This is a genomic window from Bradyrhizobium sp. ISRA436, assembly GCF_029910015.1.
Classification (GTDB): Bacteria; Pseudomonadota; Alphaproteobacteria; order Rhizobiales; family Xanthobacteraceae; genus Bradyrhizobium.
The window spans coordinates 1,295,922-1,309,326 of record NZ_CP094519.1 but is presented as its reverse complement, the minus strand read 5'-3'; the positions used below and the strand labels follow the sequence as shown (position 1 = coordinate 1,309,326).

The 13,405-nt window shown below is 64.6% G+C and carries 18 protein-coding genes and 2 pseudogenes; 8 read left to right on the top strand and 12 right to left on the bottom strand.

Annotated features, from left to right (window positions below):
• Positions 1–187: 187 nt before the first annotated feature.
• Positions 188–1,039 carry an SDR family NAD(P)-dependent oxidoreductase gene (locus MTX23_RS06260; RefSeq protein ID WP_280975755.1) on the top strand — a complete coding sequence of 284 codons (852 nt, stop codon included), beginning with the start codon at positions 188–190 and terminating at the stop codon, positions 1,037–1,039.
• A 49-nt stretch (positions 1,040–1,088) separates the two neighbouring features.
• Here MTX23_RS06260 and MTX23_RS06255 read toward each other — a convergent pair whose 3' ends face one another.
• The 5 genes and pseudogenes from MTX23_RS06255 to MTX23_RS06235 form a co-directional block, all read right to left on the bottom strand.
• Positions 1,089–1,295 carry a hypothetical protein gene (locus MTX23_RS06255; RefSeq protein WP_280975754.1) on the bottom strand — a complete coding sequence of 69 codons (207 nt, stop codon included), beginning with the start codon at positions 1,293–1,295 and terminating at the stop codon, positions 1,089–1,091.
• A 187-nt stretch (positions 1,296–1,482) separates the two neighbouring features.
• Positions 1,483–2,682, bottom strand: coding sequence for a hypothetical protein (locus MTX23_RS06250; RefSeq protein WP_280975753.1), 1,200 nt, complete (start codon positions 2,680–2,682; stop codon positions 1,483–1,485).
• A 100-nt stretch (positions 2,683–2,782) separates the two neighbouring features.
• Entirely contained in the window at positions 2,783–3,817 is a 1,035-nt protein-coding gene (locus MTX23_RS06245) for a hypothetical protein (RefSeq protein WP_280975752.1), read from the bottom strand.
• A gap of 158 nt (positions 3,818–3,975) precedes the next feature.
• Positions 3,976–4,170: pseudogene (locus tag MTX23_RS06240) on the bottom strand (YiaA/YiaB family inner membrane protein); the annotation flags it as partial.
• Positions 4,170–4,453 (bottom strand): annotated as a pseudogene (locus tag MTX23_RS06235) (PspA/IM30 family protein); the annotation flags it as partial. The pseudogenes MTX23_RS06235 and MTX23_RS06240, both read right to left, overlap by 1 nt.
• A 112-nt stretch (positions 4,454–4,565) precedes the next feature.
• Between MTX23_RS06235 and MTX23_RS06230 the strand changes: the two are divergent.
• Positions 4,566–5,174: a TetR-like C-terminal domain-containing protein gene (locus MTX23_RS06230; protein WP_280975751.1), complete on the top strand. Its 609-nt coding sequence runs from the start codon at positions 4,566–4,568 to the stop codon at positions 5,172–5,174.
• A 40-nt stretch (positions 5,175–5,214) separates the two neighbouring features.
• Here the strand turns inward: MTX23_RS06230 and MTX23_RS06225 are convergent, their stop codons facing one another.
• Positions 5,215–5,586: a cupin domain-containing protein gene (locus MTX23_RS06225; RefSeq protein ID WP_280975750.1), complete on the bottom strand. Its 372-nt coding sequence runs from the start codon at positions 5,584–5,586 to the stop codon at positions 5,215–5,217.
• A 221-nt stretch (positions 5,587–5,807) separates the two neighbouring features.
• Entirely contained in the window at positions 5,808–6,110 is a 303-nt protein-coding gene (locus MTX23_RS06220; protein ID WP_280975749.1) for a hypothetical protein, read from the bottom strand.
• Between MTX23_RS06220 and MTX23_RS06215 the strand changes: the two genes are divergently transcribed.
• Positions 6,094–6,279, top strand: a complete 186-nt coding sequence (locus tag MTX23_RS06215) for a hypothetical protein (protein WP_280975748.1) — start codon at positions 6,094–6,096, stop codon at positions 6,277–6,279. The two genes, MTX23_RS06220 and MTX23_RS06215, sit on opposite strands and share 17 nt — an antisense overlap.
• 249 nt (positions 6,280–6,528) lie before the next feature.
• Positions 6,529–6,846, top strand: coding sequence for a hypothetical protein (locus MTX23_RS06210; protein WP_280975747.1), 318 nt, complete (start codon positions 6,529–6,531; stop codon positions 6,844–6,846).
• A gap of 70 nt (positions 6,847–6,916) precedes the next feature.
• On the opposite strand, the gene MTX23_RS06205 is transcribed toward MTX23_RS06210, so the two are convergent.
• The 3 genes from MTX23_RS06205 to MTX23_RS06195 all read right to left on the bottom strand — a co-directional run bounded on the left by MTX23_RS06205 (position 6,917) and on the right by MTX23_RS06195 (position 9,584).
• Entirely contained in the window at positions 6,917–7,330 is a 414-nt protein-coding gene (locus MTX23_RS06205; RefSeq protein WP_280975746.1) for a Rieske (2Fe-2S) protein, read from the bottom strand.
• Between the two features lie 65 nt (positions 7,331–7,395).
• Complete coding sequence (locus tag MTX23_RS06200) at positions 7,396–8,508, bottom strand: amidohydrolase family protein (RefSeq protein WP_280975745.1); 1,113 nt, start codon at positions 8,506–8,508, stop codon at positions 7,396–7,398.
• Positions 8,509–8,519: 11 nt separating this feature from the next.
• Complete coding sequence (locus MTX23_RS06195) at positions 8,520–9,584, bottom strand: amidohydrolase family protein (RefSeq protein ID WP_280975744.1); 1,065 nt, start codon at positions 9,582–9,584, stop codon at positions 8,520–8,522.
• A 248-nt stretch (positions 9,585–9,832) separates the two neighbouring features.
• Between MTX23_RS06195 and MTX23_RS06190 the strand changes: the two genes are divergently transcribed.
• The gene (locus MTX23_RS06190) at positions 9,833–10,312 is read left to right on the top strand and encodes a hypothetical protein (RefSeq protein ID WP_280975743.1); all 480 of its coding nucleotides are present in this window, start codon (positions 9,833–9,835) and stop codon (positions 10,310–10,312) included.
• A gap of 11 nt (positions 10,313–10,323) precedes the next feature.
• Here the strand turns inward: MTX23_RS06190 and MTX23_RS06185 are convergent, their stop codons facing one another.
• Entirely contained in the window at positions 10,324–11,358 is a 1,035-nt protein-coding gene (locus MTX23_RS06185; RefSeq protein ID WP_280975742.1) for a LysR family transcriptional regulator, read from the bottom strand.
• A gap of 113 nt (positions 11,359–11,471) precedes the next feature.
• Between MTX23_RS06185 and MTX23_RS06180 the strand changes: the two genes are divergently transcribed.
• Positions 11,472–12,038, top strand: coding sequence for a chromate transporter (locus MTX23_RS06180; protein ID WP_280975741.1), 567 nt, complete (start codon positions 11,472–11,474; stop codon positions 12,036–12,038).
• Positions 12,035–12,565, top strand: a complete 531-nt coding sequence (locus MTX23_RS06175) for a chromate transporter (protein ID WP_280975740.1) — start codon at positions 12,035–12,037, stop codon at positions 12,563–12,565. The genes MTX23_RS06180 and MTX23_RS06175 overlap by 4 nt, the downstream gene beginning before the upstream one ends.
• On the opposite strand, the gene MTX23_RS06170 is transcribed toward MTX23_RS06175, so the two are convergent.
• Positions 12,543–13,079 carry a hypothetical protein gene (locus tag MTX23_RS06170; RefSeq protein ID WP_280978370.1) on the bottom strand — a complete coding sequence of 179 codons (537 nt, stop codon included), beginning with the start codon at positions 13,077–13,079 and terminating at the stop codon, positions 12,543–12,545. The two genes, MTX23_RS06175 and MTX23_RS06170, sit on opposite strands and share 23 nt — an antisense overlap.
• Here MTX23_RS06170 and rnk point away from each other — a divergent pair.
• Complete coding sequence (gene rnk / locus MTX23_RS06165) at positions 12,982–13,395, top strand: nucleoside diphosphate kinase regulator (protein WP_280975739.1); 414 nt, start codon at positions 12,982–12,984, stop codon at positions 13,393–13,395. The genes MTX23_RS06170 and rnk overlap by 98 nt on opposite strands.
• Positions 13,396–13,405 lie beyond the last annotated feature (10 nt).

Below are 13,405 nucleotides of genomic sequence, written 5' to 3'. Positions count from 1 at the left end.
TAAATGTCGGCTGAGGTCGTTTGGAAGCGTTATATGTAGAATTGTACAGCGCAGGCGCGAAACCGTAAAGCCGAGCGGACGTTGAAGAGGACGGCGCGTACGAAAACCTCCCAAGCGCCTGCGTGCATGCTGCGCGCTTTATGCTAGCGTTGTGAATGTCAGCCACATATGTGTCCGGAGACCGCCGATGCCCCACCCCGTGATATCATCCAATCATGTTGCCGTGATCACCGGCGGCGCATCCGGCATCGGGCTTGCCGCCGCGCTGCGCTTCGCGAAAGCTGGCATGAAGCTCTGCATCGCCGATCTCGGCGATAACCGGCTGAAGGACGCCGCGGCAAGACTGTCATCTGCGGCACCGGGCGGTGCATCCAACATCATGACCGCGGCCGTCGACGTCAGCCGCGCCGACGAGGTCGCGAACCTCGAAGCGGCTGTGGCAAAGCGCTTCGGCGGCACCGACATCCTGATGAACAATGCCGGCATCCAGCCCGGCAGCGCGACGTTCGGCCCCGCCGACAACTGGCAGCGCATCCTCGCCGTCAATCTGTGGGGCGTGATCAACGGCACGCAGGCGTTCGCCCCCAACATGATCAAGCGGGGCAAGCCGGGGCTGATCATCAACACCGGCTCCAAGCAAGGCATCACCACGCCGCCCGGCGATCCCGCCTACAACGTCTCCAAGGCCGGCGTGAAGGCGTTCACCGAGGCGCTGCAGCACGAGTTGCGCAACACCGACGGCTGCAAAATTTCGGCGCATCTGTTGATCCCGGGCTTCGTCTTCACCGGGCTGACCGCACGCGGCCGCACCGAGAAGCCGGCCGGCGCCTGGACGGCCGAGCAGACCGTCGACTTCATGATCGAACGCCTGGAGGCGGGCGATTTCTATATCCTCTGCCCCGACAACGACGTGCCGCGCGCGCTCGACGAGCGCCGCATCCTCTGGGCCGCGGGAGATATCGTCGAGAACCGCCCCGCGCTGTCACGCTGGCATCCGGATTATGCGGATGCGTTCGCGGCATTCGTGAAGGGGAAGTGAGAGCCTGTAGATGAAGTAACGGGATTTTCCCGATCGCTCAGGGCAATGCTCAGAGCGTTTCCTGCTTGTGACCGCACTGCTTGCAGGCGAATTTGACGCGGGACTGGCCTTTTTCCGCCTGCACGCGGTTCGGCGCGCCGCATTTGCCGCAGACGGCCTCGATCCGGGTCATGCCCTGCTTGACGACGAGGTTCCGCTTTTCCATGGTTTCGCGGATCAGGCGCTCGGCCTCCTCACGCATCGACTGCTTCGACATAAATCCACACCGGTCATTGGTTCGCGCGCGGCGTCATAACACGATCGCATGAAGCTTTGACAGCGGAGATATCGGGCAGCACGCGTGAGGCGCTCGGACAATCAGCCGGTCGACCAGCAGCCGAAAATGCCGGGATTTTGGCCATTGTTCGGGGCCGTCCTGCGATCCCCCTTCCGGATTTTGAGCATCATTTGGCCTCCGGCGTCAGCGCCAGCAGTCGCCGCACCAGCGCCAGCGCGGTCTCGGTGGCGGGATCGGCCGCCGTCACCGGCACCGCCAGCACGATCAGGTCGAGCGGATCATGGGCGAGCACGATGACATGGGTGGCGCTGTTGGCCGTCAGCAGCGAGACCATGCGCTCGACCGCAGGCTCGATCGGCGACAGCCCCCATGGAGCGTCGGAACGGCGGAGCACGCGCCGGGGCGACAGGAAGTCGCGCAGCAGCGGCGGATCGTAGGCGGCGAGCTCGCTTTCGCGGAAGCGACGCGCGCTTTCGAAGATCGGATGACGTGCAAGCTCGGCGATCAACTGCTCCCGCGTCTGCGCCGGCGACGCCGCGACCGAATTGAGCACGCCCGGCTCCTGCGATTCGAATAGCGCGCGCAGCGCGTCCGTCATCAAGCCGATGGTGAGCACGCCGGCAATCGCAACGGCGACGAAACGAACGATCTGCGCCGCATCGACATCGGGCGCGATAAAGGCGGCGGCAAATCCGAGCAATCCGGAACTGATCAGCCGCAGCGCCATCATCGCCAGTCCATGCCGGCGCGTCTCGGCCCCGCCGCCTGCGATCAGCATCGCGGTCACGGTCAACAGCGCGCCAAGGGCACCGAGCCGCACCGGGATGTGCGGAAACAGCGTGCGAAAGTCGGTGAGGATGAACGGGATCACCAGCAGCGCGCCGACTGCAAGCCGCCCGATGCTGCGGTTTTCCGCGGCCATCAGCGCCGAACGGTCGCGGATTGCGAGCAGGACGGCGCAGGTCGCGAAGCCCAATAGCTGGAACAACGCCAGCGTGATCGCGTAGGGCATCACGAAGCGCTGCAGCCCGACCAATCCGCCGAGGCCGAGCAGGATTGCGCCGCCGAGCGCCACGATCTTCACTGCGCGCGGCGCATGGCGGCGCAGAATGCCCTCGGTGACGATCAGGGCACCGAGCGGGATCAACGAGGCCGGAACAACCGACAGGCGATCGAGCAGGCGGCTCCCGGTCCACCATGCCAAGCCCCGATCCAGGAACAGGATCGCGATCACGCCGAGCGCGAACAACAGGCGGCGGGTCAGCGGGCTCCTGGGGTCGCGGCGATAGAACGTCATCATCGCCACGGCAAGCCCGATGGCACCGCAGAGATTGACGATGGAATCCGCGATCACGCCCGACGTCATTGTCCGCCCGTCGGATGATCGATGGCTTCGGCGCCAGCTTCTGCCGTCGCGCGGCCGGGGAATGAGTCATGATCAAGATTCATCGTGTCGCCTCGGCATCCTATCTGCGCGGCCGCAACGTGCCGAAGGCGCGGGTGTCGTCCAGCCAGTAGACCACCGGCAGCACCAGCCGCTGCAGCGCCAGCATCGCGGAAGCCGCAAGCAGCGCCGGCAGCGAGCCGGGGGGCACCTCGCTCAAGAGGTAGCGGCGCGCACCGGCAAGATCGATGCGGCCGAGCTGCAGCACGTCGTCGCCGCGATCGTAATCCAGCTCGCGCTGGCAAAAGTCGTTGTAAATGGCGTTGCGATGCTTGGGCGCGACCCCAAAGGTCTTCTTCAGCGCGTCCGAGCCGCCGGTATAGGCGTTGGTGATGACCGAACGCGTCTCGTCGAAGCCGGCCTCCTCGCCGACGCCGAACACGGCGCGGTGCTTCGCCATGATGCCGCGTGCGAGCTGCAGATGGGCGAAGCTCTGCCGCGCGCCCGGCAGCGGCGACGGAAACACGTCGGAGAAGGTGTCGCTGACCATGCCGGCCACCGCCGGCACCTGAGTGACGTTGGAGATCCATTTCGGCCGCAGGCCGTCGCGGGCAAACAGCACCAGCGCGGTGACGCCATAGAGCACCCAGGACAGCCCCTGCCCGCGCACGTCGGGGTCGACCATCACGAGGCCGAGATGGGTGACTTCGGTCAATTCGCCGTCGAGCGGCACGTCCATCACCGACAGCGCGTTGAATGCGATCGGCCGGCCGCCGTCCTCCTCGCAGATCAAGGTGACGATGGCGCGCGACAATCGCTCGGGCTCGCCGGAGAAGATGCCGTAGGTCAAGCTCTCCTGCGGCAGGGTCTTCGCCGCGACGATGCACAGCTGCGCGACAAGCGCGTCGAGCTCGTCCTTCGGCAGCGACAGACCTGGCGATTCGACGATGCGGGTGCGCTGGCCGGCCTGGGTGCGCAGGCTGAGATCGATGGTCGGCTGCGACAACGCCTTCAGCCAGAAGCTGCCATGGCTGCGCAGGCCGTCAAAGACCGCGCGCGCTTTCGCAAAACCCCGGCCGGCGCGCGACGCCGGTTTGCTGTTGTCCGATGCCACCATGGTTCCTGCCCGCAACTGGGCGCGATTTGTGCACCCCGCCTGTTAAGGAGCGACGAGCGCAACCTGGCACTGATTGCCGCAGGGTAAACGAGCTCTTCAGGAAACCAAACAAGTTCAAGCGGCGGGTGACGAACGCCGCCGCTTCTGATCGGTCCGGCTCAGGCCGCCTTGGAGACTTCCATCAACAGGCGCTCGGCCTTGGCATCCTCGATGCGGTTCACGAGCTTGCCGCTCTCGTGGTTGTCGCGAACCGTCTTGGTCAGCGCGACGCAAGTCTGGACCAGCATCACGATGCCCATCGTGAGATAGCCCTTCATCCAGATGTCGATCGGCAGGAAGAACACGCCGACGGCGCGATCGCTTGCGCCGCTTCGCGGGCGAGATCGTCCCGGCCGCCCTCAAGCGCCGCGGTTGCGCGCAGCTCCAGATCGGCGATGCGGGCGCAGGTGGTCTCAAGTCGCCGCCCTTCCTGCGGTCGCCGGCGATCGCGAGCGCCAGGGTCCGCTTCGAACGCTCCACGGCCGCCGCCGCGTCGCGCATCTGCTGGTCGAGGATGACGAGCGCGGTGCGGTCCTCCAGCTCCTCGCCCGCTGCAGCGACGGTGCCGTGGAACACCGTAAAAACCGTTTTGAACATTTGGTCACTCCCTGTTATGAGCGCTGCTCATGACAATCTTGCACCACGATTTGAACATTGCTCAATATTTGTTTGAGCGACGCTCACACCTATGGTTAACGACAGGAAAATCATGTCCAAGGCGTTGGAAAGACGAGCCAAACTGCGTGAAGCCCTGATCGAGGCGGCCGAACGCGCGATCGCGGCGAAGGGTCTCGGCGGGCTGAAAACGCGCGAGTTGGCGCAGCAAATCGGCGTCGCCAATGGCGGCGTTTACAACCTGGTCGAGGACGTCGACGAGCTGATCCTGCGGGTCGGCTCGCGCACCCTGGCGCGACTGGATGCCTCGCTGTCGCTGGCCGAGATTAGTGGACCGGCCGCGCCACGCGAGATGCTGGTGCGGATCGCGGTCGCCTATTGCGATTTCGCCGCCGAGAATCTTGAGCAGTGGCGCGCGCTGTTCGAGCACCGCATGCAACCCGGTAAGCCGGTGCCGGAATGGGCCGTGACCGAGCAGATGGACTTGTTCCGGCACATCCACAAGCCGCTCGCCGCGCTCTTCCCGCACCGTTCGTCGACGCAGATCGGCGTCACCGCGCGCAGCCTGTTCTCCGCCGTGCACGGCATGGTCGCGCTGGGACTGGAGCAGAAGCTGATCGCGGTGCCGATCGATGCGCTGCGCGGCGAGATCGCAACGCTGACGCGCGCGATGATCGACGGACTGACGGCGAAGAAGGAATAGTCGCGGTGGAGCTTGGCTTTCAAGGTACCAGGCCCCGCCCTCACGGCTCCATCGTGTAGGAGCGCCCGGGTTCGAGCGCGTAGATGGTCAGAAAGCGCAGCGGACGTTCCGGGTCACAATTGCGAAAATGGGTGTGCGGAAGATCGGCGCGATCCTGCAAGGTCTCGCCTGCCCGGTACTGTCGCGGAGCTTCGCTGCCATAGGCGGACTCGGCAACACCTTCGACGATGAAGATCACGCCCCCGACAGGATGCCAGTGAAGCGGAGCGACGCCACCGGGCGGATAGGTCACCTCGGCCACGACAAGTTCACGATGATCGCCGGGCAATGCAAGACGCTCGAGAATCTTGCGCGTGACACCCGCAAACCCGGCTTGCTGGGCATTTGCCTGACTGTCACTGTTTTCGCTCATTGGACATTTCTCTCGTCAGGCGTTGCGCCGTTGTAGCTCGATCAGATCGCACTGCCGATGACTATGGTGAGGCCTCGCCAGGGCAACAAGGTGCCGTGTCGACGAATTCGCGCGAGTGATAGCGTCTCCGACAAATCCGGCCCCTGATATTGTTGCGGTTGAGAGATTGCTCGGCGCGATGGGCAAAGCCCTTGCCTGAGATGCATCCGCGTTGCAAGATTTCACGTGGAGTGCCCGCTAAGTGCCCCAGCTCCAATTGCGCCGCTTGGACAAACCTTGGTCAGTGAGTTCTTCATGGGATTGAGAATGTTCAGGGCGCGGCTGCCGAAGGTAGCCGCTGTCGGCCTTGTTGTCGAAGCAGCAAGCTTCATGCCGGCATCTTCGGCGCCGGCCCCTTCCGAATGTTCGATGTCGGTCACGCTGGCGAATTGGGGCGAAAATTCCAGCGGCGACATTGACGTCACATCAGGGGAAGCTTGCCTGTTTCCGATCCAGATACGCGGCACGGTGACCGACTCGGCCATTGCGCAAAAGCCGACGCACGGCAAGTTGAAGAAGGTCAACCCATCGACGTTCGAATACAAGCCGAAGGCCAAGTACAAGGGAAGCGACACGTTCGCCATCAAGGCAACGGGTCAGGGGCCGACGACGTCAGGCACATCGGTCATCACGGTGCACGCGACAATCAAGTAGTTGCTTTTGTCCCGCGCAGCAGGCGTCCGATTCGAAGGGAGTTGAAGGCCGTCGTCGACTTGACCGTTGATCAGCGCAGAGCTTGCTCGAACACCGTCCGAGCGCCTCTCGCGAACGTGATGATGGGACGACATCATCGAATTGAACCTCGGCGCTTCGTGACCGTTTCCGGATAGGCTGACAGAGAGCGTCCGGGATGAATACGAGGTGAAAGATTGCTGGCGTACAACATTGGCTGCGTTCACGGCGATGATTGCGGTGCCGATCTGCGCGATCGGTCCGGCACGCGCCCATGATCATCAGCACCCCGAGTTGAACGGCTGGTATGAGAGCCTGCACAGCAGCAAGGGGCCCTGCTGTGATGGCACAGATGCGAAACGCCTCGACAATGCGGATTGGGACACCAAGGACGGGCACTATCGCGTACGCATTGATGGCGAGTGGGTCGATGTCCCCGATGACGCCGTCGTGGGCGGACCAAACCGCGCCGGTCATTCGATCGTCTGGCCTTACTATCTGAATGGTCATCCGAAGGCGCGCTGCTTCATGCCGGGAAGCATGGGCTGATCGCGCGCATGGCGATCGGCAATTCGCGGCGCGCACCTTGATGTGCCGACGACCCAGCCCGCCCTCGGCCCTAGACCTCGACGATGATGTAATTGTCCTCGATGTGCACCGGAAACGTTTCGGCGACATACGGTCCCTTCTGCAGCTCTTCCCCGCTCTCGACCGTGACCGGATAGGAGCGGATCTTGAAGCGGTTGGGGTCGAACCAGGACTGGCCGTTGCGCATGTCGAATTCCCAACCATGCCACGGACAGCGCAGCATCTCGCCGACGCGATCGCGCCGGTAGATGCCGGGCTCGGGCGAGGTCAGGCGCGCGACGCAGGCTGCCTTCTCGAGCGGCGCGCCCTCATGCGGGCAACGATTGAGCAGCGCGAAGAACTCGCTATTGACGTGGAACACGACGATGTCGCGCCCCTCGAGGCCGAAGACCTTGTTGCCGCCGGCAGGGATATCGCTGGTACGCGCGACGATGTGACGGGCCATTCGATCCTCAAAGCGTTTTCAAGCGAAGTGGGTTCCGGTTCGCGTAAAGAAAACGCGTCAAAAAACTAGAACTTGTAAACGGCGCGGGCGTTGCCGTTGAAGATCTTGCGCCGCTCGGCTTCGGTCAGCGGCGTCTTGAAGGCGTAACGCGCATCGTCATAGTCCCAGTGCGGATAGTCCGACGAGAACAGCAGCCGGTCGATGCCGACCCATTCGATCAGCTGACGCAGGTGCCTTGCTTCATCGGGCTCGTCGATCGGTTGCGTCGTGAACCAGAAATGCTCCTTCACATATTCGCTCGGCTTGCGCTTGAGGTGCGGTACCTCGCTACGGAAGCGTTCGAAATGCTGGTCCATCCGCCACATCGCCGATGGGATCCAGCCGAAGCCGCCCTCGATGAACACGATCTTCAGCTTGGGGAAGCGCTCAGGGATTCCCTCAAGCACCAGGCTCGTGAGCTGCGAGGCCACGGTGTGCGCGTTCGATTGATGCTCCTCGCAATAATAAGACGGCCAGCCGCCGCCGGTCGGCGCATGCCCGCCATAGCCGCCGACATGGATGCCGAGCGGCAGGTCAAGCTCCTGCGCCCGCGCGTAGATCGGCCAGTAGCGGCGGCGGCCGAGCGGCTCGTTGGCGCGCGGCGACACGTTGATCTGGATGTATTCGCCCGTCCTGGCACAGCGCTCGATCTCGGCGATGCCAAGATCGTCGCCGTCCTGTCCGACCAAGATCGACGCTTTCAGGCGCGGATCGCGGTGCGACCAGAAGGCAAGCTGCCAGTCGTTGATGGCGCGCTGGATCGCGGCGCCGAATTCGAGGTTCTGCTGCGAGAAGATGAAGAGGTCGAGCACCTGCAAAATGCCGAACTCGACGTCGAACGGATCGAGATGCTGCTTGCGCATGAAATCGAGGTCGGAGCCCGGCACGCCGCCGGTCGGCGGCCACGCATCGCGGCGCGCGATCAGCGGCGAGGAGCGCGGATAGGGCGTGGTGCCGATATAGGGCGTGCGCAGATGGCTGCCATATTCCTTCAGATGCTGCTGCCAGCGCTTCGGCAGGAATTTGTTGAGATCGCTGTGCGAGTGGATGCTCGGATGGATGTCACAATCGATGATCTTGAGGCGCGTTGCGGCGGTCTTCTCGGCCTCGAGCATCGGGCGGTCGATGACGTCACTCATGCGATCCTCCTTTACGCATCCAGCTTCAGCCGCGGAAAAGTTTCCAGCGGATTGTCTTCGCACATCCGCGCGACGATACTCTTCGGCAGGTGCGGCGGGATCGGGTCGTCGCCGTCGAACTGCCAGTGCGGATAGTCGGACGCGAACAGGAACATCTTGTCGGAGCCGATCTGATCGATCACGTCGGCTACGCCTGTTGCATCCGGTGGTCCGTCGAACGGCTGCATGGTGACGCGGAAATGGTCGCGGATGATCGAGGCCGGCTCGCGCTCGACCCAGGGCACCTCGACGCGCACGCCGCGCCAGGTCTTGTTGGCGCGCCACATGAAGGCCGGCAGCCAGCTCACGCCTGATTCCATCAGCACGACCTTCAGCCCCGGAAACTTCCCGAACACGCCCTCATAGATCAGGCTCAGCGTCTGCGCCTGGAACGCCTGCGCTTCCGCCAGATAGTATTCGTAGCGATAAGACGGCCAGCCGATCGAGCTCGGCGCGGTCCGGTAGGCGCTGCCGGCGTGGATCGCGATCGGCAGCTGGTATTTCTCAGCGGCTTGGTAGACGGGCCAGTAGTGCCGCCGTCCGAGCAGCGTCTCGCCCTGCGACAGCACCAGCACGGAGACGAAGCGGGTGTCGCCGGCCCTGCGCTCGATCTCCTCGACCGCGAGATCCGGCGCCTGGATCGGCACCACGATCGAGGCGCGCAGCCGCTTGTCCTCAGCCAGCCACTCGGTCGCGATCCAGTCGTTGATCGCCTTGCAGAAGCCGGCCGCCATATAGGGGTCGAACACCGCCTGCGCGCCATAGACGACGTTGCAGATCGCGTGGCTGGCACCGAGCTGGTCAAACGCGCCGCGCTGCACCATGGCCAGATCGCTGCCAGGCTTGCGGCCGTCCGTCGGCCGCCAGTCGGCGCGGCCACTCAGCGGCATCGACGGCGGATAGGAGTTGAGGTCGAGCCCGTCGATGGCGCGGCTGACGACCTGTTCCTTCCAGTGATCGTCGAGATAGGGCAGCAGCGTGGTGCGCGTTCCTCCCACCGCGGGATGGATGTCGCAGTCGATGCGCGTGGCCGCCATGGCGTTCCTCGAACCCTCGATTTGTTCTTCGTCTTGATTCTTGGCGGCACCGCTGCCGCAGGCTCCGACTGTGACGCCAATGGAGCGATCCTGCAAGCCGATCGACGCGGAGCCGGTCTGTGATATCCGCGCACCCGGCCGCCTCACGCGAAGTTTGCGATCGTGTGAATGGCGTCACCATGTCCAACTGCGAGCCATGGTAGCGGGGTTCCGCGTCGCGGAAAGCGCGCCAATCACGGGAGACCAGGATGAGATTTGGAGCACTGACGATCTTCGCATGCGCCTTGTCGCTGGCCTCCGTCTCCGCCGCATCGGCAGCAAGCTCGACCGCATCGGGCTCAGTGGCGCTGGCGCTCGCCGGTGTGATCGTGCCCCATTCACCGCTGCCGGCCGCGGAGAAGAAGGCAGTCGCGGCCTTCTTCAACGGCGACAGCCATGTCTCCTACACGAAAAAGATCACAGTGACCGCGGACAAGATCGCCTGCCGCGCCAGCAATGTCGACATCACCGCGCGCTCCTGCGAATTGACCTTCGGCGGCCATATCAGAACCGTGAAGGGCCGCGCGGCGAACGAGATCTTCGCCACCGAGGCGCTCGCCGGCGTGCCCTCCGACGGCGCGGCCGGCACGATTTACGAGAGCCTGACCAAGTTGTCCTGCACGCTCGATCCCAAGGCAATCAAGGAGAACGGCGGCGGCGCCGATTGCACGTTCCAACCGGGGAATTAGCCAGCGGCGTCTCATCGCACATGCGCGCCCGATGACAGGCTCCGCGAAGCAATCCATCTGTCCGTATGCGGAGATATGGATTGCTTCATCGCTTCCGCTCCTTGCAATGACGAAGTGCAAAGGCTCGTTGGCGCCTTGGCGCGATCCTTGACGCGCCGCGCGACGATGCCGAGCAGACGGCCCAGCGTTCCGCTCGGCGGTCCCTTCTTGCGCGCCAGCGCGAGCGGCGCGACGAGACCGGCGGCGCGGTCGAGACGCAGATAAGCAACACCGGCGGTCTCGAGCCGCGCCATCGATTCAGGGACGATCGAGAGCCCGAGCCCCGCCGCGACGAGGCTCAGCGTCGACACCATCCGCGTCGCCTCCTGCGCCACCTTCGGGCTGAACCCGGCGGCACGGCAGGCCGCGATGATGCTGTCGTAGAGGCCCGGCCCGGTCGGACGGCGATAGAGGATCAGCGGCTCGTCGGCGAGCGCGGACAGGGAAATCCGCCGGCGCGTGTCCTTGCGCGCCCGCGGATGATGGTCCGGCAGCGCCACCAGCATCTCTTCATTCAGGAGATGAGTGATCGTGAGGCCCTCCAGCCGCTCGATCGGCGAGCGCACGAAGGCGGCATCGAGGCGATCGGCCTCGACTGCTTCGATCAGCTCGGCGGTGCTGGCCTCTTCAAGCGAGAGCGTGATCGCCGGCGCGCGCTCGCGCATTTCGCGCATGACGCCGGTGACGAAGGGATTGAAGGCGGCCGAGCTGGTGCAGCCGATGGCGAGCTGGCCTTCCTGGCCCCGGCTCGCGCGGCGCGCGGCCTCCACGGCGAGATCGACATCGCGCAGGATCGCCCGCGCCTTGTCCACGAACGCACGGCCGGCGGCGGTCGGCTCGACCCCGCGCGGCTGCCGGCGAAACAACGGCGCGCCGATCGCGGCCTCCAGCGCGCGGATCTGCTGGCTCAGCGGCGGTTGCTGGATGCCGAGCCTTGCGGCGGCGCGGGTGATATGGCCCTCCTCGGCCACGGCGACCGCATAGCGAAGATGGCGCAGCTCGATCATCCGGGATCTCCATATTCAGTGGATATGCATTTTACGCTTTCCATATATTGGAAATTTGGCGCGTCGCAAATTAGGTTCGATTCGAAATCGATCGAACCGGAGCCGATCCGCCCATGGATGCTGCCCCCACCGCCGAGGTGATCAAGCACGACGCGCCTGGCGTCGCCGACCTGTTCACCGGCTTCTTTGTCCTCGGACTGACCGGCTTCGGCGGCGTGCTGCCGCTGGCGCGCCGCATGATGGTCGAGAAGCGCGGTTGGCTGACCGGCGCAGAATTCACCGACCTGCTCGGCCTCTGCCAGTTCCTGCCCGGCGGCAACATCATCAACATGTCGGTGGCGGTGGGGCTGAAGTTCCGCGGCATCCCCGGCGCGTTTGCCGCGATCCTCGGCCTGATCGCCGCGCCGACGGCCGTCGTGATCGCGCTTGGCGTGATCTATGACCGCTTCGAGAACGAGCCGGTGGTTCGTCACCTGTTCGGCGGGTTGGCGGCCGCGGCGGCAGGGCTGCTGATCTCGATGGCGATCAAGATCGCCTGGCCGCTGCGACGGGACGCAGTGGGCTGGCTGATCGGCGCGCTCTGCGTGCTGGCGATCGCGGTGTTCAGATTGCCGCTGCTGCCGACCCTGCTGACGCTGGCGCCGCTCAGCATCATCCTGAAATCGAGGCAGTCCCGATGAGTGGCACCCTGATCGCGCTGGCGCTGATCTTCATCGAACTCTCACTGCTCGCGTTCGGTGGCGGCAACACCATCCTGCCGGAGATGCAGCGCCAGGTCGTCGATATCCATCACTGGATGACGTCACGTGAGTTCAGTGCGCTGTTCGCGCTGGCTCAGGCCGCGCCCGGGCCCAACATGATGGTCGTGCCGCTGGTCGGCTGGCACGTCGCCGGCTTCGCGGGCGTGCTGGTGACGTCGCTTGCGAAGTTCGGGCCATCCTCGCTGGTGACCGGGATTGCGCTGCAGCTCTGGGAGCGCTTCAAGGACCGGCCGTGGCGGCGAAAGGTGCAGGCGGGGCTCGTTCCCGTCACCGCCGGCTTGGTCATCGCCAGCGCCATCGTCATCACGCACGCCTCAACCTCGAGTTGGAGCCTCGTGCTGATCGCAGCCGGGGTGGCGATCGCCACCACCGCGACCCGCATCCATCCGCTGCTTGCGCTTGCCGCAGGTGCGGTGCTCGGCCTCACCGGCCTCGGCCAGCCGTGAAGGCGGCATCGGCGCCGACATTCGACGCCGCCTCGCGGCTGTAACCAAACGGCCGCCAGCGCATGCGCGCTTTCGCCGCAATGGCCACGACGCCGCCAGGGGCTATCTTGCTCTTGCCATGATCTACACGTTGAGCATCGATACACGCACTGCGCGGCTCGTCTTGCACGCTGGACGCCTGCACGCAGGCAATTAGCCGGGCGGCCAATGCGCGCGCCGTCCGGATTCTCAACGTCATCAAAAAATCGTTCGGTTTGGAGCTTTTTGCGAGGCGGGACGTTGGTATTTCGCCCATGGCAGACATGTGTCGCGGCGGCCTTGCCGCGAACGAGCGGCAGTTCCGACAATCTTTGACCACACCGGGTTCCGATAATGACAGTTCGGGGCCTTCAACCGCGTCATTCAGGTGAACAGACATGACTCGAAGCTTCAATTTGCCCGCTACTTCCTTGCCACCGATCACGATCGCGGCGAGCGAGGTGCAGCGTCTCAGTGCGCTGGCCGATTCCAGCATGGAGCGGTTCCCGCGCGTGGCGCAGTTCCTCGCGCACGAGACCGAGCGCGCCAAGGTCGTCGCCGACGACGCCGATTTGCATGACGTGGTGCGCATGGGTTCGCGGGTGCGCTATCGCGACGACGACACCGGCGACGTCAGGGAAGTCGTGCTGGTGTATCCGCATGAAGCCGATATCGCGTTGAAGCGCATCTCGGTCCTGACACCGGTCGGCGCCGCGTTGATCGGACTTTCAGTCGGGCAGGCGATCGAGTTCGAGACGCCGAGCCACCAGATGCGGTCGGTGACGATTCTGGGCGTGACGCATCACGCCTGATCCGAAAGGC

What these genes read in the sequence shown, in the direction of transcription:
- MTX23_RS06260 (WP_280975755.1), top strand. Translation starts at nt 188, where the DNA reads ATGCCCCACCCCGTGATATCATCCAATCATGTTGCCGTGATCACCGGC.
- MTX23_RS06255 (WP_280975754.1), bottom strand. Translation starts at nt 1,295, where the DNA reads ATGTCGAAGCAGTCGATGCGTGAGGAGGCCGAGCGCCTGATCCGCGAA.
- MTX23_RS06250 (WP_280975753.1), bottom strand. Translation starts at nt 2,682, where the DNA reads ATGACGTCGGGCGTGATCGCGGATTCCATCGTCAATCTCTGCGGTGCC.
- MTX23_RS06245 (WP_280975752.1), bottom strand. Translation starts at nt 3,817, where the DNA reads ATGGTGGCATCGGACAACAGCAAACCGGCGTCGCGCGCCGGCCGGGGT.
- MTX23_RS06230 (WP_280975751.1), top strand. Translation starts at nt 4,566, where the DNA reads ATGTCCAAGGCGTTGGAAAGACGAGCCAAACTGCGTGAAGCCCTGATC.
- MTX23_RS06225 (WP_280975750.1), bottom strand. Translation starts at nt 5,586, where the DNA reads ATGAGCGAAAACAGTGACAGTCAGGCAAATGCCCAGCAAGCCGGGTTT.
- MTX23_RS06220 (WP_280975749.1), bottom strand. Translation starts at nt 6,110, where the DNA reads ATGGCCGAGTCGGTCACCGTGCCGCGTATCTGGATCGGAAACAGGCAA.
- MTX23_RS06210 (WP_280975747.1), top strand. Translation starts at nt 6,529, where the DNA reads ATGATTGCGGTGCCGATCTGCGCGATCGGTCCGGCACGCGCCCATGAT.
- MTX23_RS06205 (WP_280975746.1), bottom strand. Translation starts at nt 7,330, where the DNA reads ATGGCCCGTCACATCGTCGCGCGTACCAGCGATATCCCTGCCGGCGGC.
- MTX23_RS06200 (WP_280975745.1), bottom strand. Translation starts at nt 8,508, where the DNA reads ATGAGTGACGTCATCGACCGCCCGATGCTCGAGGCCGAGAAGACCGCC.
- MTX23_RS06195 (WP_280975744.1), bottom strand. Translation starts at nt 9,584, where the DNA reads ATGGCGGCCACGCGCATCGACTGCGACATCCATCCCGCGGTGGGAGGA.
- MTX23_RS06190 (WP_280975743.1), top strand. Translation starts at nt 9,833, where the DNA reads ATGAGATTTGGAGCACTGACGATCTTCGCATGCGCCTTGTCGCTGGCC.
- MTX23_RS06185 (WP_280975742.1), bottom strand. Translation starts at nt 11,358, where the DNA reads ATGATCGAGCTGCGCCATCTTCGCTATGCGGTCGCCGTGGCCGAGGAG.
- MTX23_RS06180 (WP_280975741.1), top strand. Translation starts at nt 11,472, where the DNA reads ATGGATGCTGCCCCCACCGCCGAGGTGATCAAGCACGACGCGCCTGGC.
- MTX23_RS06175 (WP_280975740.1), top strand. Translation starts at nt 12,035, where the DNA reads ATGAGTGGCACCCTGATCGCGCTGGCGCTGATCTTCATCGAACTCTCA.
- rnk (WP_280975739.1), top strand. Translation starts at nt 12,982, where the DNA reads ATGACTCGAAGCTTCAATTTGCCCGCTACTTCCTTGCCACCGATCACG.
- MTX23_RS06170 (WP_280978370.1), bottom strand. Translation starts at nt 13,079, where the DNA reads ATGCTGGAATCGGCCAGCGCACTGAGACGCTGCACCTCGCTCGCCGCG.